Consider the following 25829-nt stretch of genomic DNA (forward strand, 5'->3'; position numbering starts at 1 on the left):
CCGCTCAGCCCTCCTCCGGCGGCGGCTCCCGGCGCGACGCCTCACGCCGGGAGCGCGCCGCGCCGCGACGCCGCCCCCGCAACCGGCCCGTCCCGTCCACATAGGCCGCGACCAGCGCGAACACCACGACCAGCCCCAACACCAGCCACCATCCCGTGCTCAACCGTCATCACTCTCCCTCCGTGGTCACACCTACCCCGCGCTGGTGATTCCGCCCACACACGCACGTCCCGAGGAGTCACCGGGCCCGGCGCGCCTTACGCTCGGAAAACCACCTCCTCACCGACGCGGCGGTCTCGACCACCACGCCCGAGGAGCAGAAGACCGGCCGCCCACGGAGGTTCCCGCTCCATGAAGCTCACAGTCGTCGGCTGCTCGGGGTCCTTCCCCTCCGCGGAATCGGCCTGCTCGAGCTACCTCCTCGAAGCCGACGGCTTCCGGCTGCTCCTCGACATGGGCAACGGCGCACTCGGCGAACTCCAGCGGCACTGCGGCCTCTACGACCTCGACGCCATCGCCCTCAGCCACCTGCACGCCGACCACTGCATCGACATGTGCGGCTACTTCGTCGCCCGCTACTACCGGCACGAGGGCGGCCGCTGCGCCCCCCTCCCGGTCTGGGGACCCGACGGCACCGAACGCCGGCTGACCACGGCCTACGCCGACACCCCCACCGACTCCTCCATGAGCGAGGTCTTCGACTTCCGCACCCTCACCCCCGGCGGCACCTTCGAGACCGGCCCCTTCACCGTGCGCACCGCCCTCGTACGCCACCCCGTCGAGGCCTACGGATTCCGCATCACGCACCGCGACACCGGCCGCGTACTCACCTATTCGGGTGACACCGGCCCGTGCAACGAGATCGACGCCCTCGCCGCCGGCGCCGACCTCTTCCTCTGCGAAGCCTCCTTCACCCACGGCAAGGAGGACATCCCCGAGCTCCACCTCAACGGCCTCCAGGCAGGCCAGTGCGCCGAACGCGCCAAGGCCCGGAAGCTGCTCCTCACCCACGTCCCCCCGTGGACCGACCCCCAGGCCAACCTGCGCGACGCCAAGGCCGCCTTCCCCGGCCCCGTCGAGCTGGCCCGTGCCGGCGCCGTCCACGAGATCTGACCGCCCCCGGCGTACTCTCGGACCACGGCAGAGGAGGACGCCATGGCCGGCAAGGCCGAGAGGATCGTCGCCGGACTCGGCGGCATCGAGAACATCGAAGTCGTCGAGGGGTGCGTGACCCGCCTGCGCACCGAGGTCGGCGACGCCGCACTCGTCGACGTCGCCGCACTGAAGAGCGCCGGAGCCAGCGACGTCGTCCGCATGGGCACCATGATCCAGGTCGTGCTCGGCCTCGACGCCGACCCGATCGCCGAGGAGATCGAAGACCTCATGTGAGCGCCGCCCCGCGCACGGGCCCCCGCCCGCGACCGTACGGGCCCCGCCGCCCCGCAGCCGCCGTCCGGGCCCCGCCCCCATGCGACTAGGCTCGCCCCCATGTCTGACAACGACGTCACCCGCATCGACGGGAGGACACCCGACCAGCTGCGCCCCGTCACCCTCGAGCGCGGCTGGAGCAAGCACGCCGAAGGCTCCGTCCTCGTCTCCTTCGGCGACACCCGCGTGCTCTGCACCGCCAGCCTCACCGAAGGCGTGCCCCGCTGGCGCAAGGGCACCGGCGAGGGATGGGTGACCTCGGAGTACTCCATGCTGCCCCGCTCCACCAACACCCGCGGCGACCGCGAAGCCGTCCGCGGCCGCATCGGCGGACGCACCCACGAGATCTCCCGCCTCATCGGCCGCTCCCTGCGCGCCGTCGTCGACTTCAAGGCCCTCGGCGAGAACACCATCGTGCTCGACTGCGACGTGCTCCAGGCCGACGGCGGCACCCGCACCGCCGCCATCACCGGCGCCTACGTCGCCCTCGCCGACGCCGTCACCTGGGCCCAGGGCAGGAAGCTCATCCGCTCCAAGGCCCAGCCCCTCACCGGAGCCGTCTCCGCCGTCAGCGTCGGCATCATCGACGGCACCCCCATGCTCGACCTCTGCTACGAGGAGGACGTCCGCGCCGAGACCGACATGAACGTCGTCTGCACCGACGACGGCCGTTTCGTCGAGGTCCAGGGCACCGCCGAGGGCGTCCCCTTCGCCCGCACCGAACTCGACGCCCTCCTCGACCTCGCGGTCAAGGGCTGCGCCCAGCTCGACGGCGGCCAGCGCCAGGCCCTCGCCGCCGACTGAACCCACGGCGGCACCGCTCGCCCGCAAGCCGCCTCGCCCGCAAGGCCGCCCGCACGGACGGAACTTTGCGAGCGCTTTACGCGTCTGAGAAGGTACGGGCCGTACGGGTCGATCCGTGCGGCCCGTCCAAGCTCTCGGGAGGGAACCCAGTGCGTCGCACTCTGTCCACCGCCGTCACCGCCGTCGTCGTGGCCGCCACCGCCACGCTCGCCGTGGGCTGCGGCGCCATCGACAAGGCGCTCGACTGCGCCAACACGGCCGTCACCGTCGCCGAGAGCGTCGAAGACCTCCAGAACGCCGCCTCCTCCGTGGGCGAAGACCCCACGCAGGCCAAGGAAGCCCTCGACAGCATCGAGAAGAACCTCGACGAGATCGAGAAGTCCACCGACAGCGCCGACGTCAAGGGCGCCGTCGGCGACCTCAACACCGCCGTCGAGGACGCCCGCACCGCGGTCAACGAGGGCCGCGCCCCCGACATGAGCGCCGTCAACGACGCCGCGAGCGGGCTCACCGAGGTCTGCTCGCCCGCGTGACCCCCGGCCCGCCCGGGCCCCCACCACGGCACCGCGGGTGGCGGGGATAATCGCCGCATGAGCAGTGAACAGCGGCTGATCCTCGCCACTCGCAACGCCCACAAGGTCACCGAGCTCCGCGCCATCCTCACCGACGCCGGACTCGTCCCCGGCCTCGAACTCCTCGGCGCCGACGCCTACCCCGACATCCCCGACGTCAAGGAGACCGGCGTCACCTTCGCCGAGAACGCCCTGCTCAAGGCGCACGCCCTGGCCTCCGCCACCGGCCTCCCCGCCGTCGCCGACGACTCCGGCCTCTGCGTCGACGTCCTCGGCGGCGCCCCCGGCATCTTCTCCGCCCGCTGGTCCGGCCGGCACGGCGACGACCAGGCCAACCTCGCCCTGCTGCTGTCCCAGATCGTCGACATCGACGACGCCCACCGCGGCGCCCACTTCGCCTGCGCCGCCGCCCTCGCCCTCCCCGACGGCACCGAACACGTCGTCGAGGGCCGCCTCCCCGGCACCCTCCGCCACGCCCCCGCCGGCACCGGCGGATTCGGCTACGACCCGATCCTCCAGCCCGACGGCGAGACGCGCACCTGCGCCGAGCTCACCCCCGCCGAGAAGAACGCCGTCAGCCACCGCGGCCGCGCCTTCCGCGCCCTCGCCCCCCACATCCGCGAGGCCCTGGGCTGAATCACGAGGTGGGCCCGGTGAGACTCGAACTCACGACACACCGGACCTAAACCGGCGCCCTCTAGCCTGCTGGGGTACGGGCCCTTCTGCTTCTACTCTACTGGGCTCGTACCTCTGCCTGCCCCAGTGCCGAGGGAACCGACGGATCGCCCACGCGCGTGCGTGGCCGTCTGACTGTGGCACGAGGGGCACAGGTAGCGCAGGTTGCCGATCCGGTTGTCCAGCCGGTCCCCGTTGAGGTGGTCGATCTCGAGCACGAGGACGCGTCCCTGCCACCGTTCGCCGAGCCCGCACGCCTGACACCTGTACGGCACTCGCTTCTCCTGCAGGGCACGGTGAAGTTGCTCGCGCCGGGTGCGCCGCGCCCCCTCCGGCAGCCGGCGGAGAAGGGCGTCCGCGGACTTGCGGGTGGGGGATACGCAACCACGATTGTGACCCTGCCCGGCGAAGTGTGCGGTAGAGAGGCCGTACGCTTCGATCGCTCTCCTCACCGCCCGGCGCGACGTGGTGTCGACCGCGAGCCCGAGATCGCGTATGACGTCGGCGATGCTACGGGCCCGCTCCACCGCCGCCCGCACGCGCTGTTCGTCCAGGGCGGGCAGGCAGTCCGCCCGGGGAGCGAAGTGGGAGATCTCGATGCCGAACCGCTCGAACCTGCGCGCCAGGTAGCCGTAGGCGCTGCCGTACGGCGCGACGCCCAGGTACTCGAGTACGTTCCGCAGCGAGTCGCAGTGCTCGGCGGCGTCGCGCAACACCTCTTCCGTGTAGTGCTGCCGGGCGCGAGCTGGAAGTGGCTCCTCGACGAAGTGGCGGGTGTCGATGCCGTAGTGGGCTGTACGGGCGCGCAGGTAGCGCAGCGGTTCACTGCCGAGAGGCTGCGCGAGCCGCCGTAGCATGTCGACGTACGAACTGCTGTCTGCAGCTGTGGCCGCGAGCCGATCCTTGGTCCAACGGTGCGCGCGCTGCCTCATGGTGGGTCCTCCTGGGGCCGAGGACCCCGTTTCCTGCCTCGATAGGTGTCCGTCACGGCATGGCAGTTGGGACACAGGAGCCGTAGGTTCTTCACGCGGTTGTCCCACCAGTGTCCGTCGACGTGGTCCACCTCGAGCCGCAGGGGCTTCCCGTTCCATTCCGTGCCGGTGCCGCACATGGAGCACACTTCCAGGACCCCTCGACGCAGCAGTTCCCTGCGGAGCCGTTGACCGGGAACGCGCCCGTCCTGTGGTCTCCCGACCACGAGGACGTCGAGTTTCGTCGCGCTTCTGCCGCCCCGTGGCGCCCGGAAGTGGGAGGTGTCGATACCCAGAGTGGTGATGCGCCGGCTGATGTGGGCGTGGTTTCCGCCGACCGGTGCGAGCCCGAGCCGGTGCACCACCTCCATCACGCTGGACGACCGGCCGACCGCCTCGCGAAGCCTGGCCTCGGTGTGACGGACGCCCTCTCGCTCGAGGTGGGTCAGGCTGATGCCCCACCCCCGCGCCAGAGATCGCACGTAGCTGCGTCGGCCAGGTGTTGCCTTCCGACCCAACCCCTCGATCACCTGACCGAGCGTCGAAGCACCGGCGACGACTCGCGCGAGGATCTCGCGGTCGTAGGACTGCCCGCCCATCGGTTTCCTTCCCTGCCGCGCGGCCGACGGTCCGGCGCGGTGTCGTACTGGTGAACGAGCGGGCGGGGGAGAGGTTACGGCCGGTGGTCGGGAGGCGGGGGTGCGGACGCCTTCGCGGGTGAGGGTGCGGGCGACCTCGTCGGTGGAGGCAGAAAGGCGGGGCGCCCGGGGGCCGTGGCGGTGCGTCAGATGCCGAGGTCCTTGAGGAGCTTGGCGACGTGGCCGGTCGCCTTGACGTTGTAGAGGGCGCGTTCGACGGTGCCGTTCTCGTCGACGACGACGGTGGAGCGGATGACGCCGGTGACGGTCTTGCCGTAGAGCTTCTTCTCGCCGAAGGCGCCGTAGGCTTCGAGGGTCTCCTTGGCCGGGTCGCCGACGAGGGTGACCTTCAGGTCCTCCTTCTCGCGGAACTTCGCGAGCTTCTCCGGCTTGTCGGGGGAGATGCCGACGACGTCGTAGCCGGCGCCGGCCAAGACGTCCAGGTTGTCGGTGAAGTCGCAGGCCTGCTTGGTGCATCCAGGGGTGAGCGCGGCGGGGTAGAAGTAGACGATGACCTTGCGTCCGGCGTAGGCGGCGAGGGAGACCTCGTTGCCGTCGGCGTCGGGCAGGGTGAAGGCGGGGGCGGGGTCGCCGGGTGTGAGCCGCTCGCTCATCTGTGCTCCTCGGGGCGGGTGGGGCGGGCCTGTCTGCTGGGTCGAGCCTAACCAGAGCAGGCGGGGGCGGGGTGCCGTGGGGCGGGGGGGGGGCGGAGCTGAAAGACTGTCCGGTAACCAGTACCGGAACCGGCTGCCGGAGGCGGCCGGACCACGACGGGACGAGTGACGGAGGCGACGCGGTGTCGGATGCCAGGACCCCTGCGGACATCGAGGCGGACATCGTTCGGCGGCGGGAGGAGCTCGCCGCGGCGCTGGACGAGATCGCCATGCGGGTGCACCCGAAGACGATCATGTCGGGGGCGAAGTCCAAGGTCGCCGCGACCGTGGACCGGACGGCCGGGCGGGCGTACGTGGCGGTGAACGCGAAGGTGTCGGGTGCGCGCGCGTCGATGACGGACGAGGAGGGGGCGCCGCGGCTGGAGCGCGTGGTGCCGGTGGCCGTGGTGGCGGTGGCCGTGGTCGGAGGTCTGCTGTTCCTGTCGCAGCGCCGCCGCCGCCGCTGACTCCGTCGCCGCCGCTGACTCCGGCGGCCCGGCGGGCTCGGCCAGCGGGTCCGGCGTCCGGCCCGCGGGCGGTCGGTCGGTCGGTCCGGTACGGGGGCGGGCGGGTGGTTGGGATACGGTCGGGGGCGTGAGTTCCGAGACCCCACAGCACCCCGACAAGCTTCCGATCCGGATGCTGCACGACCGGGTGCTGGTACGCACCGACATCCCGGAGGGCGAGCGCCGTTCGTCGGGCGGCATCGTCATTCCCGCCACGGCCGCGGTGGGCCGCCGGCTGAACTGGGCCGAGGTCGTCGCGGTGGGGCAGAACGTGCGGACGGTGGAGCCCGGTGACCGGGTGCTCTACGACCCGGAGGACCGGGCCGAGGTCGAGGTGCGCGGGGTGGCGTACGTGCTGATGCGCGAGCGCGACCTGCACGCGGTGGCCGCCGAGCGGCTGCAGGGGTCCGAGGACTCCACCGGCCTGTACCTGTAGCCCGGCTCGCGCCTCTTCGCGGGTAACGACCCGGAGCGCAACGCGTTCTGCCTGCTCAGGGCCCGTATCGACCCGCTGTGACGGTCCTGCCTGGTGCGTTCCCGTGCCGGTGCGGTACTGCCCGGACCGCACGGGCGGCCGGCCGGCCCGCCGGAGGCGGTCAGTGGCCCGAGGTCGCCTTGAGGCCGACGACGGCGACGAGCAGCAGGCAGATGAAGAAGATCCGCGCCGCCGTGACGGGCTCGTGCAGCACCAGCATGCCGATGACGGCGGCGCCGGCGGCGCCGATGCCGACCCAGACTCCGTAGGCGGTGCCGATGGGCAGCGTGCGGGCGGCCTGGGCGAGCAGCACCATGCTGGCGGCGAAGCCGGCGACGGTGAGGACGCTGGGCCAGAGCCGGGTGAAGCCCTCGGTGTAGGTGAGCCCGATCGCCCAGGCGATTTCGAGCAGGCCGGCGACGGTGAGCAGGATCCAGGCCATGACGGCACCTCCGTGTACGTGTGCGGGGGTGCGTCGTCTTTGCCTCGGCCGGCTCCCGTGGGGCCCGGCCGCCCGGTACGGCGCGTCTCGTCGGGGTGTTCCCGAGGCTAGCAAACGGGCGTGTGCCGCGGCGGTGCCGGCGGCCGGTCAGCCGCCGCCGTCCTCTCCGGCGCCCGCTTCGCCGGTGCTCTGGCCTCCGCCGTAGCCGCTGGAGGTGCCGCCCCAGGCCTCGCCGCCGGGGCCGCCCGTGGTGCCGCCGTCGGTCGTGCCGCCGTCGGTGGTGCCCCCGTCCGTGGTGCCGCCGTCGGTGGTGCCGCCGTCCGTGCCGCCCGTGGTCGGGTCCGGCGGGATGGACGGGCCGCCGGTGGGGTCCGGGGTCTCGGTGGGTGGGGTGGGGATGCCGGGGTCCGTGGGCTGGGTGGGGGGTTCCTCGGTGGGCACGTCGGTGGCGGGCGGTTCGCTGGGGTCGGTGTCCTCGCTGGGAGGCGTGGTGGGCAGCACCGGGCCGCGGGTGTCGAGGTCGAAGTCCTTCACCGGTTCGCCTTCGAGGGCGGCGGCTGTGTAGGCGCCCCAGATCTCCGCGGGCGGGCCGCCGCCGTTGATGCGGGACAGTCCGAGAGCCTCGTACATCGGTTCCTGCGCGCCGGTCTCGGGGTTCTTGCCGACGACGCTGATCACGGTGGCCAGTTCGGGGGTGTAGCCGGCGAACCAGGCGGCCTTGTCCTCCTCGGCGGTGCCGGTCTTGCCGGCGGCGGGGCGTCCGGCGGACTGGGCGGCGGTGGCGGTGCCGCCCTCGACGACGCTCTCCAGCACGGCCGTGGTGGTGTCGGCGGCGTCGCGCGGGACGACCCGCTTCTCCTTCCGCTCCGGCAGGTCGACGGTCTCCGCGCCGCGGGTCACCTTGGTCACCAGGGTGGAGTCGCGGTGCATGCCGTGGTTGGCGAGGGCGGCGTACGCCTCGGCCATGTCGACGGTGGAGGCGGGGGAGACGCCCAGCGAGATCGATGCGCCGACCTTGGGGTCGATGACGCTGTCGGGGATGCCCAGCGCGGTGGCGGTCTCCCGGACGTTCTCGACGCCCACGTCGACGCCCATCTGCGCGAAGACGGCGTTGATCGACTTGTCCATGGCCTCGGAGACGGTGACGGGGCCGTAGTCGACCTGGTCCTCGTTCTCGGGGGCGAAGTCCGTGGGCCGGCCGTCGACTTCGGCCGGACGCCCGCTGGTGCCGTCGTAGACGGTGCGGGCGCTGATGGGCTGCCCGTCCTGGGTGGTGGAGTCGTGGTCGAGCGCGGAGGTGAAGACGAACGGCTTGAACGTGGAGCCGACCTGGTACTCGCGGGCGGTCGCGGTGTTGGTGTACTGCTCGACGAAGTTCTCGCCGCCGTACATGGCGACGACCTCGCCCGTCTGCGGGTCGATGGAGGTGCCGCCGGTGCGGACGTAGGTGTCGACCTTGCGGTTCTCCTCGTCGAGGCGGGAGACGAGCTCGGCGTCGACGGCGTCGACCAGGGCGTCCTGCTTCTCGCGGTCGATGGTGGTGCGGATGGTGAAGCCGCCGGACCGCAGCCTGCCCGCCGTGATGATGCCGCTGTCGATCAGGTGGTCGTTGACCGCGTTGACGAGGTAGCCGCGCTGGCCCGAGAGGCTGGTCGACGGCTTGACCGGGTCGGGCTCGGGGAACTCCATGGCCTTGCGCCTCTGCTTGCTCAGCCACCCCTCCTCGACCATGCCGCGCAGCACGTACTTCCAGCGGGCCTCGGCGCGGTCGGTGTTCTCCGGGTGGGCCTTGACGTCGTAGGCGCTGGGGGCGTTGACCAGGGCGGCGAGGTAGGCGCCCTCGCCGGCGGTGAGGGCGTCGGCGTCCTTGCCGTAGTAGGCCTGGGCGGCCGACTGGATGCCGTAGGCGTTGCGGCCGAAGTAGCTGGTGTTGAGGTAGCCCTGGAGGATCTCGTCCTTGCTGACCTCGTTGTCCAGCTTGATCGCGATGAAGAACTCCTTCACCTTGCGGGTGACGGTCTGTTCCTGCGTCAGGTAGTAGTTCTTCACGTACTGCTGGGTGATCGTGGAACCGGACTGCGTCGAGCCGCCGGTCATCATGTTCCACGCCGCACGCGACATCGCCTTGAGGTTGACGGCGGGCTCGCTGTAGAAGTTGCGGTCCTCGGCGGCCAGCATGGCGCGCTGCGCGCCGCGGGAGATCTCGTCGAGGGGGACGCTCTCCCGGTTGTAGTCGCCGTCGACGGCGATGCGGCTGCCGTCGGAGTACAGGTAGACGTTGGACTGCGAGACGGCGTGCGGGTTGGGCTCGGGGATGTCGACGAGCAGGTAGCCGGCGACCATGCCGCCGGAGATCACCAGGATCACGGTCAGCACCGCGCCGACCACCATGCGCCAGGTGGGGATCAGCCGGCGCGCCCCGGTGCGCCGGGAGCCGTCGTGCTCCGCGTCCGGCTCCCCGCCCGGTTCCTCGCCGGGCGTCCAGTCGCCGTCCGCCGTGTACGGCCCGGTGTCCCGGTTCGGCTCGTCATTCATGGTCTGCAGGCACTCCCCGTCCACGTCCGGGCGTTCGGATAGACGTCCGGATCCACTGTCGCATCCTCCGCACCGGCCTCCGGTGACCGGCCACGCGCCGCTGCGGCGTGGCGTGCCGCGGCATGGCGTACGGCGTACCCGGGGCCGGGCGGAAAACCCTTCGCCCGGGGCAGCGCCCGCCCGTAGGCTGGTGGATTCGCTTCGTTCCGGCTCCCCGGCCCACTGCCGCGGGGGTCGTCCGCGCCTGCGTGCCGGGCGGCGGCTGTGGAGCCGCTGTAGATACAGACGGGGGAGGGGCCGGGAAGGATGCATCGCGGCGGGGTCTATTTCACGGTGACGGCGGGTTCGTTCCGGCGCTACGCCACCTACCGGGTCGCGACGGCGGCGGGTGTGTTCACCAACACGGTCTTCGGTTTCGTCCTCGCCTACACCTATCTGGCGCTGTGGTCGGAGCGGCCGCGGCTGGGCGGGTACGACCAGGCGGAGGCGCTGACCTTCGTGTGGACCGGGCAGGCCCTGCTGGCGGCGGTGGCGCTGATCGGCGGTGGTGCGCTGGAGGACCTCCAGGCCCGTATCCGCAGCGGCGACGTGGCCGTGGACCTGTACCGGCCGGTGGATCTGCAGTTGTGGTGGCTTGCGGCGGATCTGGGGCGGGCGGCGTTCCAGCTGGTCGGCCGCGGGGTGGTGCCGGTGACGGTGGGGGCGCTGGCATTCGAGCTGGCGCTGCCGTCGTCGCCGGTGACCTGGGTGCTGTTCCTGGTGTCGACGTGGCTGGCGGTGGTGGTGGGGTTCGGGCTGCGCTATCTGCTGGCGCTGGCCACGTTCTGGGTGATGGAGGGCACCGGCCTGAACACCCTGTCCACGCTGCTGAACACGTTCTTCTCGGGGATGCTGCTGCCGCTGACGGTCTTCCCGGGGGCGTTCGGCGAGGCGGTGCGGACGCTGCCGTGGGCGGCGATGCTCCAGGTGCCGGCGGACGTGCTGCTGGAGCAGTACCGGGGGGCGGCTGCGGTGGTGTCGGCGCTGGCGTTCCAGGCGGGGTGGGCGCTGGTGGTGCTGGCGCTGGGGCGTGCGCTCCAGGCGGTCGCCACCCGGAAGGTGGTGGTCCAGGGTGGCTGACGGGCTGCTCGCGCGGACTCTGTGGGGTCTGCGGGCGTACGGCTTCATCGTGCGGATGTGGGTGCGTTCGGCGCTGGCGTACCGCGCGTCGTTCCTGATGATGACGCTCGGCGGGATCGCGATGACGTCGCTGGACTTCGTCGCGATCGTGATCATGTTCACGCACATCGAGGAACTGGGCGGCTTCTCGCTGCCGGAGGTGGCGTTCCTGTACGGCGCGTCCAGCGCGTCGTTCGGGCTGGCGGACCTGCTGGCCGGGTCGTTCGGGCGGGTGGGCGGCCGGGTGCGGGACGGGACGGTGGACGTGTTGCTGGTGCGTCCGGTGCCGGTCTCGGCGCAGGTCGCCGCGGACCGGTTCGCGCTGCACCGGGTGGGACGGCTGATCCAGGCGGGGCTGCTGCTGGGGTGGGCGCTGTGGCACCTGGACGTGGCGTGGACGCCGGGTCGGGTGCTGATGGTGCCGGTGATGGTGGTCAGCGGCGCGCTGATCTTCGTCGCGGTGTTCGCGGTCGGCGGCGCGTTCCAGTTCTGGGCGCGGGACGCGTCGGAGGTGCAGAACGCCTTCACCTACGGCGGCCAGACGATGCTCCAGTACCCGCCCACGGTGTTCGGACGCGAGCTGGTGCGGGGGGCGACGTTCGTGGTGCCGCTGGCGTTCGTGAACTGGGTTCCGGCGCTGTACGTGCTGGGCCGGGGCGACCTTCTGGGACTGCCGTGGTGGGCGGACTTCGCCTCGCCCGTGGTGGCGCTGGTCTTCGCCGCGGTGGCGGGGCTGGTGTGGCGGGCCGGGCTGCGGGGCTACGTGAGTACGGGAAGCTGAGAGGGAGCCGGGACGTATGGACGCGTGCATCGAGGTGGAAGGGCTGGAGAAGGTGTTCCGGGTGCGGCGGCGCACCGGGCGCCGGCTGCGCCGGGAGACGAGCGAGGTGCGGGCGGTCGACGGCATCACCTTCTCGGTGCCGCGCGGCCAGGTCGTGGGCTACATCGGCCCGAACGGGGCGGGGAAGTCGACGACGATCAAGATGCTGACCGGCATCCTGACGCCCGGCGGCGGGCGGCTGCGGGTCGCCGGTCTCGACCCCGCGCGCGAGCGGACGCGGCTCGCGCGGCGCATCGGGGTGGTGTTCGGCCAGCGCACGACGCTGTGGTGGGACCTGCCGCTGCGCGACTCGTACGCGCTGGTGCGGCGCATGTACCGGGTGCCGGCGGACCGCTTCCGTGTGAACCTCGACCGGTGCGTGGAGCTGCTCGGTCTCGCCGACCTGCTGGACGTGCCGGTGCGTCAGCTCTCGCTGGGGCAGCGGATGCGCGGGGACATCGCGGCGGCGCTGCTGCACGACCCGGAGGTGCTCTACCTGGACGAGCCGACGATCGGGCTGGACGTCGTCAGCAAGGCCCGGGTCCGCGGCTTCCTGCGCGACCTGAACGCCGAGCGCGGTACGACGGTGCTGCTCACCACGCACGACCTCACCGACATCGAGCAGCTCTGCGAGCGGGTGATGGTGATCGATCACGGGCGGATGATGTACGACGGGGCGCTGGGCGGGCTGCACGAGGTGGGGGAGAGCGAGCGGACGCTGGTGGTGGACCTGGAGCGGGAGCTGCCGCCGATCAGCGGGGTGCCGGGGGCGCGGACCGTGCGGACGGAGGGGCCGCGGCAGTGGCTGGCGTTCCCGGCGTCGGCGAGTGCGGCGCCGGTCGTGGCCGCGGTGGCGGCCCACTACCCGCTGGTCGACCTGTCGGTGCGGGAGCCGGACATCGAGTCGGTCATCGCCGCGATGTACGCGGGGCGTGCGTAGGGGCGCGGCGGTGCCGGAGGGGACGGGAGACGGTCCCGACGGGGAGGCGCCGGGATGCTCAGAGGCGGGCCGGGTCGGGGTCGCCGGCGAGCTGCCCCAGTTCCACCGCGTGGGCCATCGCGCGGTAGCCGTTGTCGGAGGGGTGCAGGTGGTCGCCGGAGTCGTAGATGCCGCGCAGCCGCTGCGGTGCGGCCGGGTCGCGCAGCGCCGCGTCGAAGTCGATCACGGCGTCGAAGACGTCACCGGACCGGATGCGGTCGTTGACGGCCTGCCGCACGGCCTCCTCCCGCGGCTCGTATCCGCGGTGCCCGCCGGACGGGGTGAGGGTGCCGCCCACGACCCGGACGCCCCGCGCGTGGGCTCTCCGGGTGATCTCCTGGAGGCCGGCGACGATGGGGGCGGGGTCGAGCTGCTGCGGGTGTTTGAGGAGGTCGTTCAGGCCCAGTTCGACGACGAGGACTTCGACGCCGGTCCGGGAGAGCGCGTCCCGGTGGAGGCGGTTCAGGGCGGAGGGTCCGTTGTTCGGCGAGTAGTCGAGGCCGTCGATCAGCACCCGGTTCCCGCTGATGCCCGCGTTGAGGACGCTGTACCGGGGGGCGTCGGGCTCGGTGCGCAGCCGTTCGGCGAGGAAGTCGGTCCAGCGGTGGTTGGCACCGGTGGACGAGGTGATGCCGTCGGTGATCGAGTCACCGAGCACCGCGACCGCGCCGTCGGCCTCCGTGGTCCACACGTCGACGGCCGTCACCCACCGCCAGTACGGGCTCTGCTGCGTGAAGTCGGTGCCGGCGACGGACCGGGTCAGGTCGCCCGGCCCGGCGTAGTTGGTCTGTCGCGCGTGGTTGTGGAAGGTCACGGGGCCGGACGCCTGGGGCGTGTACGTGGTGATCAGCAGGTCGCCCGCGGCCGGCACGTTCAGTCGTACGGCGTCGCTGACGGCCTTCTCGCCGGGCGGGATGGTCACCGAGGGGCGGCCGTCGAAGGTGAGACGGCGCAGGCTGCCGGCCTTCGCGGTGGGGCTGCTGGGCGCGGCGGCGAGGGCGATGCCGGCCCGGGTGAAGGTCAGCGGCGTCTCGCCGAAGAGGTTGGAGAGGTGGATGCGGGCGCGGGTGCCGCCCACGGAGGTGTGCACGACGTTGCGGACCGACATGTCGGCGAAGGCGTTCCGGGTGCCGGGCTCGGCCGCGGCGGGGGCGGCGGCCCAGGTGCCGATCCAGCTGCCGGAGGAGGCGGGCCGGGTGCCGCCGGCGCCGGACTGCGGGCCGTCCGCGCCCTCGTCCCGTCCGGCTGCCTTGCCGAAGCCGACGAAGACAGCCGTGGACACCAGGACCACGAGGGCGGCGAGTGCTGCCAGCAGGGCATAACCCAGGTTTCTGGTCATGCGCGGTGTGTCTCCTCGGGCTGTCGGAGCGGGCTCCGGCGGTCGGGTCTCTCATGATCCCACGGTGACCCGTGTGGACTCGAATCCTCAGACGCGGGGAACCCCTGGGGCGTTCCCCGCGTATGGCGGGTGGGGAACGCGAGGAGAGAATGTGCCGAGGCCAGCGGAGCGGGTGGAGCGGATGGACCAGTCGGAACGGGGTGGAATCGCCACCGCGGAACGGTCCGGTGTGAGAGCACTCACACGGGGTCCGGGAGCGTTCACGGCCGCCGACGAGGAGCGGCAGCGGGGCGTGCGCCGGATGAAGCTGATCGCCACCGGGGCGCTGGCCGCCATGGCCGTCGTCTTCGCCCTCGCCACGTGGGCGGGCGAGTCCGGCGCCGGCGCCTGGACGGGGTATGTCGCGGCGGCCGCCGAGGCCGGCATGGTCGGTGCGCTCGCCGACTGGTTCGCCGTCACCGCCCTCTTCAAACGCCCGATGGGTCTGCCCATCCCGCACACCGCGATCATCCCCACCAAGAAGGACCAACTCGGCCGGAGTCTGGGCGACTTCGTCGGGGAGAACTTCCTCTCCGAGGAGGTCGTGCGGGCCCGGCTGCGCTCGGTGGGCATCGGCAGCCGGCTCGGCGGCTGGCTCGCCGAGCCGGCGCACGCGGACCGGGTGACGGCGGAACTGGCCACCGCCCTGCGCGGCGCGCTCACGGTGCTGCGCGACGACGACGTGCAGGCCGTCGTCGGCGAGGCCATCACGCGGCGGGCGGAGGCGCAGGAGATCGCGCCCGGCCTGGGCCGGCTGTTGGAGAAGGTCGTCGCCGACGGCGGTCACCGCCGCGTGGTGGACCTGGTGTGCGTGCGGGCCCGGGACTGGCTGGAGCGGCACAGCGACTCGGTGATGGAGGCGGTCAGCGGCGGCGCGCCCGGCTGGACGCCCCGCTTCGTGGACCGCAAGGTCGGCGAGCGCGTCTACAAGGAGCTGCTGCGCTTCGTCACCGAGATGCGGGACATGCCCGGGCACCCTGCGCGCGGTGCGCTCGACCGCTTCCTCACCGACTTCGCCCGGGACCTGCGCACCGACGAGGAGACGCGGGAGCGCGTCGAGCGGCTCAAGCGCGACGTGCTGGGGCGGTCGGAAGTGCAGGACCTGATCGCTTCGGCGTGGTCCTCGGTGCGGGCGATGATCGTGGCCGCGGCCGAGGACGAGCGCAGCGAACTGCGCATGCGGGCCCGGGCGTCGCTGCTGTCGCTGGGCCGGCGGATGGCGGAGGACGACCGGCTCCAGGGCAAGGTCGACTCCTGGGTGGAGGGCGCGGCGGCGCACGTTGTCACCACCTACCGCGACGAGATCACCTCGCTGATCAGCGAGACCATCGCCGGCTGGGACGCGGAGCACACCTCCCGCAAGATCGAGGCGCACATCGGCCGGGACCTGCAGTTCATCCGCATCAACGGCACGGTGGTGGGTGCGCTGGCCGGGCTGGTGATCCACACCGTCGCGCACGCGGCGGGCGCCTGAGCAGGACGGCTCCGGCGGCGCGGCATCCGCGTCCCGTTCCCGGGCCCGCGTCCCACTGGGTGGGACGCGGGTTGCGCTGCGTGCACAGCACCTTGGAGGATCGTCCAACACGCTGTGCGGTGGCCGTCCCCACCGTGATCGCCCGCGTGCCCCGCCCGCTGCGGGGCGCGCCACGACCACGGGAGACGACCATGAAGCTGCTGCGTGTCGGACCGCCGGGCGCGGAGCGCCCGGCCGCCCTGGACACCGACGGGGTGCTACGGGACCTCGCCGCGGTGACGCCCGACGTGGACGGCGCGCTGCTCGCCGACGACGCGGCCCTCGCCCGGGTACGGGCGGCCGTCGACGGCGGCGGCCTGCCCCGCCTCGACCCCGGCGGCCTGCGGATCGGCCCGCCGGTCGGCCGGGTCGGCAAGGTCGTGTGCATCGGCCTCAACTACCACGATCACGCGCAGGAGACGGGTGCCGCGGTCCCGGCGGAGCCGATCGTCTTCCTCAAGGCGGCGGACACCGTCGTCGGCCCCGACGACCCGGTCCTGGTGCCGCGGGGCAGCACGAGGACCGACTGGGAGGTCGAACTCGCCGTCGTCGTCGGCCGGACCGCGCGGTACCTGGAGACCGATGCGCAGGCGCGCGCGTGCGTCGGCGGGTACGCCGTGGCCCACGACGTGTCCGAGCGCGAGTGGCAGCTGGAGCGCGGCGGCACCTGGGACAAGGGCAAGAACTGCGAGACGTTCAGCCCGCTGGGCCCCTGGCTGGTCACCCCCGACGAGGTCCCCGACCCGCAGGCGCTCGGCCTGCGGCTGCGCGTCGACGGCCGGCTGATGCAGGACGGGACGACGGCCGACCAGATCTTCCCCGTGGCGGAGGTCCTCCGCTACCTCAGCGGCTTCATGGTGCTGCGGCCCGGCGACGTCGTCCTGACCGGCACCCCGGCGGGCGTGGCGATGGGCCGGCCCGAGCCCAAGCCGTACCTGAGGCCAGGCCACGTGGTCGACCTCGAGATCGACGGCCTCGGCCGCCAGCGCCAGGTCCTCACCGCGGCCTGAGGTCCCGTTCCCGCCGGGGCCTCGCCCCCGGCGGGAACGGTCACACTCCGGCGGCGGGGACTCTCACACCCCGGCGGCGAGGGCGACGGTCCGGCCCTCCCGGGCCGAGGTGCGCGCGGCCTCCAGCACGCGCAGCGCCTCCGCGGCCTCGCGGGCCGTGACCGGCGCCGGCCCGCCGTCGCGGAGTGCCGCCGCCACCCCGGCGTAGTACGCGGGGTAGTCGCCGGCCTCGCTCGGTACCCGTTCCGCCGCGTCCAGGTCTCCCAGGGTTCCCCACGCCGCTTCCGGTTCCACTCCCCACGCTGTGCCGGGCTCGGGCAGGGCGCCCGCCCGCAGGGCCGCCTCCTGCGGGTCGAGGCCGTGCTTCACGTAGGCCGCCTTCGTCCCCAGGACCCGGAAGCGCGGCCCGAGTTGTGCTGCAGTAGCGCTCATCCACAGGTGCGAGCGCACCCCGTTCCGGTGGGTCAGCGCCACGAACACGTCGTCGTCCGCCTCCGCCCCGGCACGCCGGACGTCGGATTCCGCATACACCGACGCGACCGGTCCGAGGAGCGCCAGGGCCTGGTCGACGAGGTGGCTGCCGAGGTCGTACAGCAGGCCGCCGACCTCGCCGGGGTCGCCCGACTCGCGCCAGCCGCCCTTGAGCTGCGGCCGCCACCGCTCGAAGCGGGACTCGAAGCGCAGCACCTCGCCGAGCGCGCCCTCGGCGACCAGCGCCCGCACGGTGCGGAAGTCGTTGTCCCAGCGGCGGTTCTGGAACGGGGACAGCAGCAGCCCGCGCTCCTCCGCGAGCGCGGCGAGGTGCTCGGCCTCGGCCGCCGTCGCGGCCAGCGGCTTGTCGACGACGACGGGCAGCCCGGCCCGCAGGGCGCGTTCGGCCAGGGGCACGTGCGTCCTGTTCGGGGAGGCGACGACGACCAGGTCGAGCGTGTCGGCGCGGGCGAACAGCTCGTCGGCGGTGGCGGCGGTACGGACGTCCGCGCCGCGGTCGCGGGCCACCTGCGCCTGGCGCTCGGGGTTCGCGGTGACCACGGTGTCGAGGACGAGACCGTCGGTGGCGGCGATCAGCGGGGCGTGGAAGGCGGAGCCGGCGAGGCCGTAGCCGAGGAGGCCGACGCGGAGCGATGCGTTCATGGGGCCAGTCTCCCAACGGCCGCTGCGGGCTCCACGTGCAGGTCCGGGCCCCGGTGCCGGGAGCGCAGGCGTGTGCCCCGGTAGGGTGAAACCGGCGCACGGACCGAACCCACCAGCAGGGAGCCGTCAACGTGGCAGAGCGCAAGCCGATCGAGTCCTGGCTCACCGACATGGACGGTGTGCTGATGCACGAGGGCGTGCCGGTGCCCGGCGCCGACGCGTTCGTCAAGCGCCTGAAGGAGTCCGAGCGCCCCTTCCTGGTGCTGACGAACAACTCGATGTACACGCCGCGCGACCTGCACGCCCGGCTGTCGCGGATCGGCCTGGAGGTGCCGATCGAGAACATCTGGACGTCCGCCCTGGCGACCGCCCAGTTCCTGGACGACCAGCGGCCGGGCGGCACCGCGTACGTCATCGGCGAGGCCGGTCTGACGACGGCGATGCACGACATCGGCTACGTCCTCACCGACCACGCCCCGGACTACGTCGTGCTGGGCGAGACCCGCACCTACTCCTTCGAGGCGCTGACCAAGGCGATCCGGCTGATCAACGACGGCGCACGGTTCATCGCCACCAACCCCGACGAGACCGGGCCCTCCATGGAGGGCGCGCTGCCCGCGACGGGCGCGGTCGCCGCACTGATCACCAAGGCGACGGGACGCGAGCCCTACTTCGTCGGGAAGCCGAACCCGTTGATGATGCGCGCCGGACTGAACGCCATCGGCGCGCACTCGGAGACGACGGCGATGATCGGCGACCGGATGGACACCGACGTGCGGGCCGGCATGGAGGCCGGACTGGAGACCTTCCTGGTGCTCACCGGTGTCACCCGGCCGCACGAGGTGGACCTCTTCCCGTACCGGCCGTCCACCGTGGTCGACTCCATCGCGGACCTCGTCCAGCGCGTCTGACGGTCCGTCCGGACCGGGCGCGTGACCGGACGGACCGTGCGCCACCCGCGCGGCGTAGCACCGGCGCTCCCGGGATGCGGGCCGCGCCGGAGCGGGTGATCTTCGAGGCAGCGACCCGGAGGTTCCCCATGCACCGCTCACCCGCTCCGCCCGCCCGCGCCCGCGGGCGCTCACTCTCCGCCGCCGCGCGGGCCGCCTCGGTCACGGCGGGCGCGGTGGCGGCGGTCGCGGCCTGCACGCTCGCCGCCCCGGCGGCTGCCGCTGCGCCCGCGGAGCCGGGCGCCGGCGGGCCCGTCGAGGTGACGCCCCGGCACGCCGAGCCCGGCAGCCAGGTCGAGCTGCGGACGGACTTCTGCGAGGTGGAGCGCACCGCGTTCGCCACGTCCGTCGCCTTCGAGGCTGACGTCGACCTGCAACGCACCGAGGACGGCGCCGTCTTCCACGGCTACGCGGTGATCAGCCTGGACGCGGAGCTGGGGACGTACGGGCTCACCGTGGTGTGCGGGGAGGACGAGAAGCGGGGCGAGGGCTCGTTCAAGGTCGTCCCGGCGGGCGACGACGGCGGCCGGGGCCGCGACGGCGGCCGGTCCGGCGACGGCGAGGAGGCCGGTGCCGGGTACGAGGACGGCCGCCCGGGGGACGAGCCGCACGCGGGCCGGGACCCCGGCGGCCACGACCGGCCGCCGTGGGAGTCCGAGGAGGGCGGGCCGTACGAGCCGGACGACCCGTACGCGTCGCCCGTCGCTCCCGTGCGCGCGGGCGGCGGCGGGACGGCCGGCGACCACGCGGGCGCGGCGACGGACACCGCCGGGCGGGCCGGTCTCGCCCTGGCCGGGGGCGCCGCCGTCGCGGGTGCTGTGACCTGGGCGGTACGCCGGCGCCGCGCCCGCGCCCACCCGGGCGGGTGAACCCGCGGTGACGGCGGACGGCGCGGGACAGCCGCAGGCGCCGGAGGGCGGGCGGCCCTCCGGCCGGGGGCGGCTGACCACCGGCACGATCTGGGCGCTGCTCATCCTCGGCCTGTGGATCTGGGGGCGGGCCGCCACCGACGGGGGGCTCGACGGTCCGGCGCACGGCGACGTCTCCGCGGCCGGGCGGCAGTTCGGCGGCGGCGAGCCGCTGCCCGCCGCGCATGCGCCGCTGGACGAGGTGGGCCGCCCGGTGCGCCTGGAGATCCCCTCGCTCGACATCCGGGCCCGCATCGAACCCAGCGGACTGGACGACCGCGGCGGTGTCGCCGCCCCGCCGTACGCGCGCGCGGGTGCGGTCGGCTGGTACCGGGAGGGCCCGAAGCCCGGCGAGCGGGGCGTCGCCCTGGTCGTCGGCCACGTCGACACCGACACCCGCCGAGCGGTGTTCTACGCGCTGAGCACGGTCGAACGCGGCACCGAGGTGCGGGTGACCGGCGAGAACGGCCGGGTCGCCGAGTTCACCGTCGAGTCGGCGGAGGTGGTCCAGGGCGAGGGCTTCGAGGCCGAACGCGCCTACGGGCAGCGGGAGAAGGGCCGTGCGGAGCTGCGACTGCTCACCTGCGGCGGCAGCTACGACCGGCGGGAGCGCGCCTACACCTCCAACGTCGTGGTGTCCGCCTACCTGACGGGCACGCATGCGACGGCCTGAGCGGCGGGGGCGGACGGCTCCACGTGCCGCCGCGGTGCGCGTCGCCGGAGTGCGGGTCGCGGCCGTGCTCGTCGCGGCGGCGGTGCTCGGCGGCTGCGCCGGTACCGGAGGCGGGCCTTCCCGGGCGGCTTCGGACGGCTCGGGCGGGCACGGCGACGGGTCGCCGTTCTGGAACAACCCGGAGGGCCCGGCCGAACGGCAGGCCGCCGCCTACCGCGCCGCCGGGCGGCACCGTGACGCGGAGCTGATCGAACGGATCGCGGACCGCCCGGTGGCCGAGTGGCTCGGCGCCGAGCGCGCCGAGGCGGAGGAGCAGGCGCGCGCCCACACCGCGGCGGCCGGCGCGGCAGGACGGCGCGCGGTGCTCGTCCTGTACAACCTCCCGCACCGGGACTGCGGCCAGTACTCGCGCGGCGGCGCCCCCGACGCCGCCGCCTACCGGGAGTGGCTGGCGGGGGTGGTGCGCGGCATCGGCGGGCGGCCGGCCACCGTGATCGTGGAGCCGGACGCGCTCCCGCACCTGCTCCAGGAGGGCTGCACCCCGCACCGCTTCCACGACGAGCGGTACCGGCTGCTGCACGAGGCGGTGACGTCGCTGGCCTCGCTCGCCGACACCGACGTCTACCTGGACGCCGGCAACGCCGGCTGGGTCCGCGACCCCGGCGCGCTGGTGGAGCCGTTGCGGAAGGCCGGCGTGGGCGCGGCGGACGGCTTCGCACTGAACGTCGCCAACTTCCGGACCACCGCCGCGAGTGTCGCCTACGGCCGGGAGCTGTCCCGGAAGCTCGGCGGGGCCCACTTCGTCGTCGACACCAGCCGGAACGGCAACGGCCCGGCCGACGGGACGGGCGAGGCCGCGTGGTGCAACCCTCCGGGGCGGGCGCTCGGCACACCGCCGACCACCCGCACCGGACACGAGCGGGTGGACGCCTACCTGTGGATCAAGCGCCCCGGCGAGTCGGACGGAAGCTGCGGCGGGGCGCCGGAGGCGGGGGAGTGGTTCCCCCGGTACGCCCTCGCGCTGGCCCGCCAGGCCGGCCCCGGCGACCGGGCCCGCCCCGGCCTTCGGGCCCGCCCGTGACCGTGAGGCGGCGGAGCGGGCCGGAGGGTCAGTACCCCGGGTCGGGCGGCGGCGCTCGCCGCGTGGTGGCGGGTGACGGCGCGTCCGGGTCGGCCGGCACCCGCAACCACACCGCCTCCGACGGGATGCCGCGCTCGTCCACCGCGACCACCATGTACCAGCCGGGCGGCACCAGCCACGGTTCCTCCGGCAGCGTGACGCGCACGCCGTCGGCCGTGAGCGCGAACTCCAGGGCGACCGACCGCTGTTCGACGTTCGTGACGTGCGTGGCGGAGCCGGGGCGGATCAGCCGCATCCGGGTGAGGGAGCGGGCGTCCTCGGTGCGGTAGGTCACGCTCTCGCCGAGGGCGACGGTCTCCCTGCCGCGCCGGGTGTCGTGCAGCGCCGGCCGGTCGCCGCCCCGGTGCAGGTAGGGCGGTTCGTAGACGCCGATGCGCTGCTCGAAGTCGCCGGGACGGGTCTCGTCGGCGTCGGCGAACAGCGGGTCGGAGCCGAAGGTCATCACCCGCCCGTCGGGCAGCAGCAGCCCGCCGGAGTGGTAGTTGCGGCCCACGAGCGGGTCGGCGACCTGCTCGAACGTGCGCCGGCCGGGGTGGTAGAGCGCGGCGGCGAGGACGTCCCCGGTGCCCCGGGCGCGGTAGCCGCCGGAGCCGCCGGCGACCAGGACCGTGTCGTCGGGCAGCACGACGCCGGTGGGATAGCGCACCTCGGCGTACAGGTCGGGGCCGTCGGTGAAGCGCGGCCGGGGTGCGTCGAGGTCGACGAGCGCGGTGCGCGCCGTGGACTCCGCGCTCTCGCCGACTCCGCCGCCGCCGAGCACCATGTACCGCTGCTGTTGCGCCGGCGGCAGCAGGACGGACATCGACGTCTCCAGCACGTCGGGCCGGCTGAGGCCGGGCACTTCGGTGAACGCGTCGGTCTCCAGGTTCCACACGCCGGGGGTGCGGCCCCGGTCGGCCGGCCCGTAGCCGGCGTTGGAGCCGGTGTAGAAGATCCGGCCGTCCCCGGCGAGGAAGAGCGCGGGGTAGGTGGGCAGGAACCGGGCGTCGGGCAGGTACTCCCAGCTCCGGGTGCGCGGATCGTAGACCTCGTTCCTGCCGGGGACGACCTGCCCGATCTCGTCCAGGCCGGACACCGCCAGCACGCGGCCGTCCGCGAGCGTGGTGAGGGTGGGGTACCAGCGGGCCTCGCCCATCGGGTCGACCGGGATGTACCGCTCGGCGACCGGGTCGAACTCGTAGGCGGTGTCGATGCCCTGGAAGTCCTTCTTGTCGAAGGACAGCTTCTGCGCGATGCCGTAGACGTTCCGCCGCTCGGCCCCGCGCAGGCCGTGCACGCGGTACTGGTCCTGGGCGCCGGTGGCGTGTGCGCGGCCCTTCTTCCGGGCCTCGACGTAGACCCGGGCGCTGCCCGGGGTGACGGTGACCTCGCCGGTGTCGGGGTCGACGGTCTTGTCGGCGCGGGGGACGAGCAGGTTGTCCTGGGCGGCGAAGGTCTTCCCGTTGCGACGGCCGGTGAAGAGGGTGCCCTCGGCGAGGGTCTTCGCCCGGTCGGGGTTCTCGTTGTAGACGATCATCAGGCCGCCGGCCTTCTCCACGTCCCCTTCGAGGGTCTCGTAGCGCCGGGTGCCGCCGGCCACGAGGAGGTGACCGTCGGGGAGTTGGGCGTGTCCGGAGCAGAACAGGTCGGCGGGGGTGGGGACGTTCCGGAAGGTGCCGGTCTCCGGGTCCCACAGCACGGTGCGGAACGTGCCGGCGTCGAACATCCGCGCGTCGTTGCCGGAGCCGGCGACGAGCAGCACCTTGCCGGTGTGCAGCAGCGCGGCGTGGATGGTGTTGACGCGGTACCGCTCGGGCACCTCGACGGTCTGCCAGCGGCCGTTCTCCGCGAGGTAGCCGGGCCGGTGGATGCGGTGGTCGTGGTAGGCGTCGGCGGCGATGTCGTACAGCACCGGCCCGTTGAGCCCGGCGAGCACACACGCCGCCGCCAGGCCCAGGGCGAGGCGGCGGGTCCTGCGGCTCGGGCGGTACCTCATCTGTCACGTCCGGGGCGATAGGTGACATTTCGTCCGGCTTCACGATATTCCTCCGCGCCGCCTGCTTCGCGGAACGCGGGCCCGGCCGGACGTGTCGGGTGGGCGGCGGTGGAGCCGGGTCGGCGCGGGTTCTGTAATTGGTCTGGACATGCCGAAGTGGTGGCGCTAGTTTCGCAATTGGTCTGGACCAGAAGCGCACGACTCCCGTTCCCCACACCCCCCACACCGATGGAGCAGGCATGCGACGAAGGATCAGCACGACGTCCGCGGCGATCGGCATGGCCGCGATCACCGTTCTCGCCACCGGCGGCAGCGCCCAGGCCCACGGGTACTCCTCCAGTCCCACCAGCCGTCAGGCGTTCTGCGCCGACGGCGCGGTCAGCGGCTGCGGCGCCATCCAGTGGGAGCCGCAGAGCGTCGAAGGGCCGAAGGGCTTCCCGCAGGGCGGCCCGAGCGACGGCACCCTCTGCGCCGGTGGCAACGGTCGCTTCTCCGAACTCGACGACCCGCGCGGCGGCGACTGGCCGACCAGCAACGTGCCGTCCGGGCAGGACTTCACCTTCACCTGGACGAACACCGCGATGCACTCCACCACCGACTACCGGTACTACGTGACCAAGGACGGCTGGGACCCGTCCCAGCCGCTGACCCGGTCGGCGCTGGAACTCGACCCGTTCCTGGTCGTGCCGATGGACGGGCGTCAGCCCGCCGCCGAGGAGAGCCACACCGGGCGCCTGCCCGGCAAGTCCGGCCGCCACATGATCTTCTCCGTGTGGACGGTCGCGGACACCGGCAACGCGTTCTACTCCTGCTCGGACGTGAACTTCCAGTAGGCCGGGCCGACTCCGAGAGGAGGCTCACCCCACGCCGCGGGCCCGCCCGGCCCCCGCCCCCGCGCCACGGCGGCGGGGGCCGGTGCCGGGCCCGGTGCCGTGCGGTGACACCATGACGGCGTGACGCAGGCGGCGGACGACGCGACCCGACCCGGCGCCGGCACCGCCGAGGGCGACGCGCGGGTCCCCGCGTTCTGGCGGGAGCTGGGCCTGCCCGGACTCGTCGACGTGCACACGCACTTCATGCCGCACCGCGTCATGGCCAAGGTGTGGGCCTACTTCGACAGCGCCGGGCCGCTCACCGGCCGCCCCTGGCCCATCGCCTACCGCACCGACGAGCGGCACCGGCTCGCGCTCCTGCGCGACCTGGGCGTACGGCACTTCACCTCGCTCGTCTACCCGCACAAACCCGGCATGGCCGCCTGGCTCAACGGCTGGGCGGCCGACTTCGCGGCCCGCACGCCGGACTGCCTGCACACCGCGACCTTCCATCCCGAACCCGAGGCTCCGGCCTACGTCGCCGAGGCGATCGACGCGGGTGCCCGGGTGTTCAAGGCGCACGTCCAGGTCGGCGCGTGGGACCCGTGCGACCCGCTGCTGGACCCGGTGTGGGGCATGCTCGCCGACGCGGGCGTGCCCGTCGTCACCCACTGCGGCTCCGCGCCCGTGCCCGGCGCCCACACCGGGCCCGAGGGCGCGGCCAGGCTGCTCGCCCGCCACCCCGGGCTGCCGATGATCGTGGCCCACATGGGCATGCCCGACTACGGCGCCTTCCTCGACCTCGCCGAGACGTACCCGCGCGTGCACCTGGACACCACGATGGCGTTCACCCGCTTCAGCGAGGAGGAGGCGCCGTTCCCGCGCGAGCGGCTGCCGCAGCTCGCCGCCCTCGGCGACCGCGTCCTCTTCGGCTCCGACTTCCCCAACATCCCCTACGGCTACCGGGACGCGCTGCACGCCCTGGAGACGCTGGACCTCGGCGACGCGTGGCTGCGCGGGGTCTGCTGGCACAACGCGGCGCGGCTCTTCGGCCTCTGAGGGCGCGGCTTCCGGGTTTCCGGCTCCGGCGGCCGGGCGGGGGCGCCCGTGCTCAGTCCTCGCCTTTCCCTTCGCGCTTCCCGCGCTCCACGACCGCCCGCACGTTCGCCGGGCTGCCGCAGGCCGCGTCGAGATGTTCCGCGCGCGACCTGACGAAAGACTCCGCGAGTTCCGCGCGCCGGGCGTCCGGCACGTGCTCCCGGGCGTCGTTGAGCAGCGTGCGCTCCTCCTCGTCGAGGTGGTGCGTGACGGCGGCGACCAGGTCCTCCAGCTTCTCGTCCCACGCGTCGGAGGAGGTGTCCGCGATCTCGAGGAGGGCGAGCAGCGCCTCGTTGCCCTCCTGGTGTTCGTGCACGCCGTGCTCGACGTCCTCCTCGTCCACCGGCTCGCGGCGGGCGAGGTCGGGGTAGACCTTCTCCTCCTCGGCCTCGCCGTGCGCGATCAGCAGGTTCGCGAACTCGGCGAGCGCCCCCGCCCGGTCCGCCTCCGCGTTCCGCATGGTGCGGAACAGCTCCTCCATCCGCCGGTGGTCCTTCAGGATGAGCTCGACGACATCGTTGTGCGCGGACGACATGATCTCTCCGGGTCTCCTCGGGATCGGTGACAGGACGCTCCGACGG

The 25829-nt window shown here is 73.4% G+C and carries 27 protein-coding genes, 1 tRNA gene and 1 pseudogene; 18 read left to right on the plus strand and 11 right to left on the minus strand.

The window, feature by feature from the left end:
- Positions 1-4: 4 nt before the first annotated feature.
- Positions 5-163, minus strand: coding sequence for a hypothetical protein (locus K304_RS33300; protein WP_158687320.1), 159 nt, complete (start codon positions 161-163; stop codon positions 5-7).
- 188 nt (positions 164-351) lie between these two features.
- Between K304_RS33300 and K304_RS0109060 the strand changes: the two genes are divergently transcribed.
- The 5 genes and pseudogenes from K304_RS0109060 (at position 352) to rdgB (ending at position 3440) form a co-directional block, all read left to right on the plus strand.
- Positions 352-1113, plus strand: coding sequence for an MBL fold metallo-hydrolase (locus tag K304_RS0109060; RefSeq protein ID WP_027763485.1), 762 nt, complete (start codon positions 352-354; stop codon positions 1111-1113).
- A 36-nt stretch (positions 1114-1149) separates the two neighbouring features.
- Positions 1150-1389 (plus strand): annotated as a pseudogene (locus K304_RS0109065) (PTS sugar transporter subunit IIB); the annotation flags it as partial.
- Between the two features lie 99 nt (positions 1390-1488).
- Positions 1489-2232 (plus strand): ribonuclease PH, encoded by a 744-nt coding sequence (gene rph / locus K304_RS0109070; protein ID WP_027763487.1) that lies wholly within the window; start codon positions 1489-1491, stop codon positions 2230-2232.
- 149 nt (positions 2233-2381) lie between these two features.
- Positions 2382-2765, plus strand: coding sequence for a hypothetical protein (locus K304_RS0109075; RefSeq protein WP_027763488.1), 384 nt, complete (start codon positions 2382-2384; stop codon positions 2763-2765).
- A gap of 57 nt (positions 2766-2822) precedes the next feature.
- Positions 2823-3440, plus strand: a complete 618-nt coding sequence (gene rdgB, locus K304_RS0109080; RefSeq protein ID WP_027763489.1) for an RdgB/HAM1 family non-canonical purine NTP pyrophosphatase — start codon at positions 2823-2825, stop codon at positions 3438-3440.
- A 9-nt stretch (positions 3441-3449) separates the two neighbouring features.
- Here rdgB and K304_RS0109085 read toward each other — a convergent pair.
- The 4 genes from K304_RS0109085 to bcp form a co-directional block, all read right to left on the minus strand.
- Positions 3450-3524: transfer RNA gene (locus K304_RS0109085), tRNA-Leu, on the minus strand.
- Positions 3525-3532: 8 nt separating this feature from the next.
- A complete protein-coding gene (locus K304_RS28100) occupies positions 3533-4411 on the minus strand; it encodes an HNH endonuclease signature motif containing protein (protein ID WP_051308166.1) in 879 nt (292 codons plus the stop codon).
- Complete coding sequence (locus K304_RS0109095; RefSeq protein ID WP_027763490.1) at positions 4408-5049, minus strand: HNH endonuclease signature motif containing protein; 642 nt, start codon at positions 5047-5049, stop codon at positions 4408-4410. Before K304_RS0109095 ends, K304_RS28100 begins: the two co-directional genes overlap by 4 nt.
- Positions 5050-5234: 185 nt before the next feature.
- Positions 5235-5702, minus strand: coding sequence for a thioredoxin-dependent thiol peroxidase (bcp, locus tag K304_RS0109100; protein ID WP_027763491.1), 468 nt, complete (start codon positions 5700-5702; stop codon positions 5235-5237).
- Between the two features lie 182 nt (positions 5703-5884).
- On the opposite strand from bcp, the gene K304_RS0109105 reads away from it, so the two are divergent.
- Both K304_RS0109105 and K304_RS0109110 read left to right on the plus strand, forming a co-directional pair.
- The gene (locus tag K304_RS0109105; RefSeq protein WP_027763492.1) at positions 5885-6208 is read left to right on the plus strand and encodes a DUF3618 domain-containing protein; all 324 of its coding nucleotides are present in this window, start codon (positions 5885-5887) and stop codon (positions 6206-6208) included.
- 172 nt (positions 6209-6380) lie between these two features.
- Complete coding sequence (locus K304_RS0109110) at positions 6381-6683, plus strand: GroES family chaperonin (protein ID WP_051308181.1); 303 nt, start codon at positions 6381-6383, stop codon at positions 6681-6683.
- A gap of 160 nt (positions 6684-6843) precedes the next feature.
- Here the strand turns inward: K304_RS0109110 and K304_RS0109115 are convergent, their stop codons facing one another.
- Complete coding sequence (locus K304_RS0109115) at positions 6844-7164, minus strand: DMT family transporter (RefSeq protein WP_027763494.1); 321 nt, start codon at positions 7162-7164, stop codon at positions 6844-6846.
- Between the two features lie 147 nt (positions 7165-7311).
- Positions 7312-9699, minus strand: coding sequence for a transglycosylase domain-containing protein (locus K304_RS28105; protein WP_051308183.1), 2388 nt, complete (start codon positions 9697-9699; stop codon positions 7312-7314).
- Positions 9700-10005: 306 nt separating this feature from the next.
- Here K304_RS28105 and K304_RS0109125 point away from each other — a divergent pair, with 306 nt between their 5' ends.
- From K304_RS0109125 to K304_RS0109135, 3 genes are read left to right on the plus strand one after another with little or no spacing between them, the layout of a single operon-like run.
- The gene (locus K304_RS0109125) at positions 10006-10818 is read left to right on the plus strand and encodes an ABC-2 family transporter protein (protein ID WP_027763495.1); all 813 of its coding nucleotides are present in this window, start codon (positions 10006-10008) and stop codon (positions 10816-10818) included.
- Between the two features lie 55 nt (positions 10819-10873).
- Positions 10874-11638 carry an ABC transporter permease gene (locus K304_RS0109130; RefSeq protein WP_078528855.1) on the plus strand — a complete coding sequence of 255 codons (765 nt, stop codon included), beginning with the start codon at positions 10874-10876 and terminating at the stop codon, positions 11636-11638.
- 16 nt (positions 11639-11654) lie between these two features.
- Positions 11655-12617: an ABC transporter ATP-binding protein gene (locus K304_RS0109135; RefSeq protein ID WP_027763497.1), complete on the plus strand. Its 963-nt coding sequence runs from the start codon at positions 11655-11657 to the stop codon at positions 12615-12617.
- Positions 12618-12675: 58 nt separating this feature from the next.
- Here the strand turns inward: K304_RS0109135 and K304_RS0109140 are convergent, their stop codons facing one another.
- Positions 12676-13995, minus strand: coding sequence for an SGNH/GDSL hydrolase family protein (locus K304_RS0109140; RefSeq protein ID WP_027763498.1), 1320 nt, complete (start codon positions 13993-13995; stop codon positions 12676-12678).
- A gap of 181 nt (positions 13996-14176) precedes the next feature.
- On the opposite strand from K304_RS0109140, the gene K304_RS0109145 reads away from it, so the two are divergent.
- Positions 14177-15508, plus strand: a complete 1332-nt coding sequence (locus tag K304_RS0109145) for a DUF445 domain-containing protein (protein WP_078528857.1) — start codon at positions 14177-14179, stop codon at positions 15506-15508.
- A 191-nt stretch (positions 15509-15699) separates the two neighbouring features.
- Complete coding sequence (locus K304_RS0109150; RefSeq protein WP_027763500.1) at positions 15700-16557, plus strand: fumarylacetoacetate hydrolase family protein; 858 nt, start codon at positions 15700-15702, stop codon at positions 16555-16557.
- Between the two features lie 63 nt (positions 16558-16620).
- Here the strand turns inward: K304_RS0109150 and K304_RS0109155 are convergent, their stop codons facing one another.
- Entirely contained in the window at positions 16621-17691 is a 1071-nt protein-coding gene (locus K304_RS0109155) for a Gfo/Idh/MocA family oxidoreductase (RefSeq protein ID WP_027763501.1), read from the minus strand.
- Positions 17692-17822: 131 nt separating this feature from the next.
- On the opposite strand from K304_RS0109155, the gene K304_RS0109160 reads away from it, so the two are divergent.
- From K304_RS0109160 to K304_RS28115, 4 genes are all read left to right on the plus strand, one after another.
- On the plus strand, positions 17823-18602 hold the full coding sequence (locus K304_RS0109160; RefSeq protein ID WP_027763502.1) for an HAD-IIA family hydrolase: 780 nt from the start codon (positions 17823-17825) through the stop codon (positions 18600-18602).
- A gap of 128 nt (positions 18603-18730) precedes the next feature.
- On the plus strand, positions 18731-19510 hold the full coding sequence (locus K304_RS33960; protein WP_051308168.1) for a hypothetical protein: 780 nt from the start codon (positions 18731-18733) through the stop codon (positions 19508-19510).
- 7 nt (positions 19511-19517) lie between these two features.
- On the plus strand, positions 19518-20222 hold the full coding sequence (locus K304_RS0109170) for a class F sortase (RefSeq protein WP_027763503.1): 705 nt from the start codon (positions 19518-19520) through the stop codon (positions 20220-20222).
- A 34-nt stretch (positions 20223-20256) separates the two neighbouring features.
- Positions 20257-21303 (plus strand): glycoside hydrolase family 6 protein, encoded by a 1047-nt coding sequence (locus K304_RS28115; protein WP_486591609.1) that lies wholly within the window; start codon positions 20257-20259, stop codon positions 21301-21303.
- Between the two features lie 28 nt (positions 21304-21331).
- On the opposite strand, the gene glxA is transcribed toward K304_RS28115, so the two are convergent.
- Positions 21332-23338 carry a radical copper oxidase GlxA gene (gene glxA / locus K304_RS0109180; RefSeq protein WP_027763504.1) on the minus strand — a complete coding sequence of 669 codons (2007 nt, stop codon included), beginning with the start codon at positions 23336-23338 and terminating at the stop codon, positions 21332-21334.
- Positions 23339-23577: 239 nt separating this feature from the next.
- On the opposite strand from glxA, the gene K304_RS0109185 reads away from it, so the two are divergent.
- Both K304_RS0109185 and K304_RS0109190 read left to right on the plus strand, forming a co-directional pair.
- Positions 23578-24171, plus strand: coding sequence for a lytic polysaccharide monooxygenase (locus K304_RS0109185; RefSeq protein WP_027763505.1), 594 nt, complete (start codon positions 23578-23580; stop codon positions 24169-24171).
- 120 nt (positions 24172-24291) lie between these two features.
- Positions 24292-25209, plus strand: a complete 918-nt coding sequence (locus K304_RS0109190; RefSeq protein WP_027763506.1) for an amidohydrolase family protein — start codon at positions 24292-24294, stop codon at positions 25207-25209.
- A 52-nt stretch (positions 25210-25261) separates the two neighbouring features.
- On the opposite strand, the gene K304_RS0109195 is transcribed toward K304_RS0109190, so the two are convergent.
- Entirely contained in the window at positions 25262-25783 is a 522-nt protein-coding gene (locus K304_RS0109195) for a hemerythrin domain-containing protein (RefSeq protein ID WP_027763507.1), read from the minus strand.
- Positions 25784-25829 lie beyond the last annotated feature (46 nt).

This window comes from Streptomyces sp. CNS606 (assembly GCF_000426325.1).